Source organism: Daejeonella sp. (genome assembly GCF_037719425.1).
Lineage (GTDB): Bacteria > Bacteroidota > Bacteroidia > Sphingobacteriales > Sphingobacteriaceae > Daejeonella.
In genome coordinates this window covers 4,422-7,835 of sequence record NZ_JBBJNI010000168.1, presented here as the reverse complement: position 1 = coordinate 7,835, position 3,414 = coordinate 4,422, and the positions used below count along the sequence as shown (strand labels likewise).

The 3,414-nt window shown below is 41.7% G+C and carries 5 protein-coding genes; 1 reads left to right on the top strand and 4 read right to left on the bottom strand.

The features are described 5' to 3' along the window. A partial coding sequence (locus tag WKF69_RS17080) for an MBL fold metallo-hydrolase (RefSeq protein ID WP_340383436.1) occupies positions 1 to 822 on the top strand: 822 nt, incomplete at its 5' end. A gap of 42 nt (positions 823 to 864) precedes the next feature. On the opposite strand, the gene WKF69_RS17075 is transcribed toward WKF69_RS17080, so the two are convergent. The 4 genes from WKF69_RS17075 to WKF69_RS17060 all read right to left on the bottom strand — a co-directional run. Then, entirely contained in the window at positions 865 to 1,317 is a 453-nt protein-coding gene (locus WKF69_RS17075) for a hypothetical protein (RefSeq protein ID WP_340383435.1), read from the bottom strand. Beyond that, positions 1,314 to 1,520 (bottom strand): hypothetical protein, encoded by a 207-nt coding sequence (locus WKF69_RS17070; protein WP_340383434.1) that lies wholly within the window; start codon positions 1,518 to 1,520, stop codon positions 1,314 to 1,316. The genes WKF69_RS17075 and WKF69_RS17070 overlap by 4 nt, the downstream gene beginning before the upstream one ends. A gap of 66 nt (positions 1,521 to 1,586) precedes the next feature. Then, positions 1,587 to 2,822 carry a DUF1015 domain-containing protein gene (locus tag WKF69_RS17065; RefSeq protein WP_340383433.1) on the bottom strand — a complete coding sequence of 412 codons (1,236 nt, stop codon included), beginning with the start codon at positions 2,820 to 2,822 and terminating at the stop codon, positions 1,587 to 1,589. Positions 2,823 to 2,859: 37 nt separating this feature from the next. Further along, positions 2,860 to 3,414: NAD(P)-dependent oxidoreductase (locus WKF69_RS17060; RefSeq protein WP_340383432.1), on the bottom strand; the 555-nt coding region annotated here is incomplete at its 5' end.

Here is a 3,414-nt window from a genome sequence, read left to right as displayed (position 1 = left end):
AATTATCCTGTGCTGAATGATCCGGAAACTTTACCACCAGTTGATTATCTGGTTTGTGAGTCAACTTACGGGGGCAGGTGGCACAAAGCCACTCAAAGCGTAGAAGAACTCCTTACAGAGACGGTAAACGAAGCCTGCATTAAATCTCCGGGAAGGTTGATAATACCAGCCTTTAGCGTTGGCCGTACTCAGGCTTTGGTTTATTCACTGAATAGGATCTTTTCCAAAGGCTTGCTTCCTCGCGTGAAAGTGTTCGTGGATAGCCCGATGGCCACCTATGCCACAGATATTTTTAGAAAACACCATCCCCTGTTGAATAGTGAGGCTCAGGATTTTTATAAGATGCAGGGGGATGAATTTGAGTTTGAAAACCTGGAATACATTCAGGATATGAATGCAAGCAAGGCAATCTCTAACTATTACGAACCTTGTATAATAATATCCTCTGCGGGGATGCTGGAAGGCGGGCGGATACAAGATCATCTCTATTACAATATCTCCAACTATTACTGCACGATCCTCTTCATTGGATATTGCGCAAAAGGCACGCTGGGCAATCGCTTGCTCCGCGGCGACCCTATAGTCAATATCAGGCACAAGGAGTTATCAGTTTACGCCACTATTAAGCAAACTGATCTGTTTAGCGGTCATGGCGATCATAACGACCTTTTGAATTTCGTTAAACAACAGGATAGCTCAAAGCTTAAAAAAGTATTTCTTGTTCATGGAGAGATTTCCTCCATGCAAAGTTTGAAGCAATCTCTGGAAGAGAATGGGTATGATTCTGAGATCGCGACAAAGGGAGAAGTGTATGATTTATAATGAAAACTTGGAAATAGCACCGTTCAGCGCAAAATCTAACAATTAAAGCCTCCCCTTCTTTAAAGAAGCTATATCACCGAGATCCTTCTGCCTTCCTGAGGCCTGCTTGTTTTTAATGAATTCGGTTACATTGATAAAATTAACCTCAAGATCATCTATTTCTCCCTGAATTTTATTGGTGTAAGCTTCATCAAAACCAACACCTGAAATAGCATTTAAAATATCTATCCGCAAAGGCGGATATCCTAATTGGGTTACATAATTTTCTCTTAAAAAATCATTTTCTATTAAACCCAGCGATCCAAAACCAAAATCATTTAACACCGAAACCATTCGCATGGCATTCTCAGAACTTGGTTTTATCCAAATATCTAAATCTCCGGTATTGCGTGGCCGGCCGTGATATGCCAGTGCATGAGCCCCAACAACCATGTATTCGACTTTATGCAGATTAAGCAAATGAATAAAATCGATGAAATCAGGTTCGAAAATCATAATTTCCTCTGCTGAAAAACTTTTTCAATTTTTTCGGGGAAAAAGCCATTCACCCAGGTAAAATAGTTTTTTCTTAAGCGGCTTACTTCAGATAAACGTTCCGACACGGTTTTGTTAAGCCAAAATGAGACATCGAGATGATCCTCATCTTCTGCTTTAACATGCTGGAAAATCATAGCTATTTTTCTTTCAGATTTCATCATCCAGGCAGGTTGCTAAATGTGTTTCTATATAGGTAAAAATACGAAAATACATCGTAATTTGCTTCCCTAATTAATCTTATGTACCAATAATCCCACCTGGAATTTCGGTTCAAACCAGGTAGATTTCGGGGGCATCACTCCTCCCTGATCAGCTACTTTGATAAGTTGATCAATAGAGGTAGGAAATAAGGTAAAAGCTACCGCGTAGACACCTTGATCAACTTGGGCTGCCAGATCGCCTGGAGAAGTAGTACCTCCAATAAAGCTTATTCTTGGGTCGATCCTAGGATCACAAATCCCTAAAATGCTGTTAAAAACCGTCTCCTGAAGGATAGTAACATCCAACTCTGACACCGGGCTTCCGGATCCGTAAGTTTCAGGGAGTGCGGTTAATTTGTACCATCGCCCTCCTGCGTACATCCCAAATTCATGAAGTTTGTCAGGAATAAAACTGCCATCAGAGCTTTCTACCTTGAAATATTTCGTAAGTTGATCAATAAACCCTGGAACTGATTTCCCCTTCAAATCTTTGCCCAGGCGATGGAACGGATATATTTTCAACTGATCAGCAGCCATGTAAACCGTCGTGAAGAAATTGAATTCTTCCTTTCCTGTATGCCCTGGCTTTAGTCGACGCTGTTCTAGTGCTAATAGAGATGCTGCGGCAGCTCTGTGATGGCCGTCAGCAATATAGGCGGAAGGAAGCTTTTCAAATTCTTCTATGATTCTGCTTAAATCATGCCTGTCGTCTGTTTTCCACAACTGATGTAATGCTCCGGCCTTGCTGAACGAAAGATCCGGACTACTCTGGCTTATCTTACGAATAACCTCGTTTATTGCAGGAACCGCGTTATAAGTGATAAGAACGGGATTTGCATCTATCCCCGTCTGCTGAAGATAATCGATCAGAACGGCCTCACGCTCGGGCTTAGTCAGTTCATGTTTTTTTATCTTATTGCTTTGGTAATCATTAACAGATGTAACCGTCCAGATGCCGGTTTGCGTATGTCCGTCCCTTGAGACACTATACACATATATTGATGGCTTTGCATCTTGTATCAGGACACCTTTTTCAAGAAACTCTTCGAAATTTTCATTAATTTTTTTGAACGCTAGCTCGTTTTTGGAACCACGTAAAAAAAGATTATCCAGCTTCGGAACCAGCATATTCACATATGAATACGGGTTCTCCTGCCGGATAATTTTGGCCTCCCGGAGGCTTAAATTCTCCATATCAACCACAACCTTACCTGCGTAATCAGGGTTTGGTCGTATTCCACAAAAGGGTTTGATCGAAGGCATTTTATATATACGACAGATACAAACCTAACAATGACATCTAAACCTTTACTGTTTTGAAAAAATCTATAATCAGATTCGCCAGCTCAGTTCCAATTCTTTCCTGTGCTTCATTAGTTGATGCTCCGATATGCGGGGTCAGCGACACTTTTGGATGAGTTAATAGTGACTGACGCGGTGTTGGCTCATTATCAAAAACATCCAGGCCTGCAAACGCGACTTTCCCAGAGTTCAAGGCTTCGAGTAATGCTTCTTCATTTAGTGTACCGCCCCGTGAGCAATTCACGATCCCAACGCCTTCTTTCATATTGTCAAATTCTTCTTTGCCCAAAACCGGCCTGTCACAGAAAGGGACATGTAAGCTAATAAAATCAGCTTCCTTAATTACTTGATCTAAACTTAAAGCTTTAATAGGACAAGTTACCCGAATGTTCCCTGCAAGTTGGATGTCAAGTTCTGCGGGCACTTCAAACAGATCGTAAGCAAGTACTTCCATTCCAAGGCCCAGGGCAACTCTCGCAGTCTCACGACCGATGCGGCCAAAACCGATGATACCGATCTTGTGCTTATCAATGCTATATTCAGAGGCATGTTC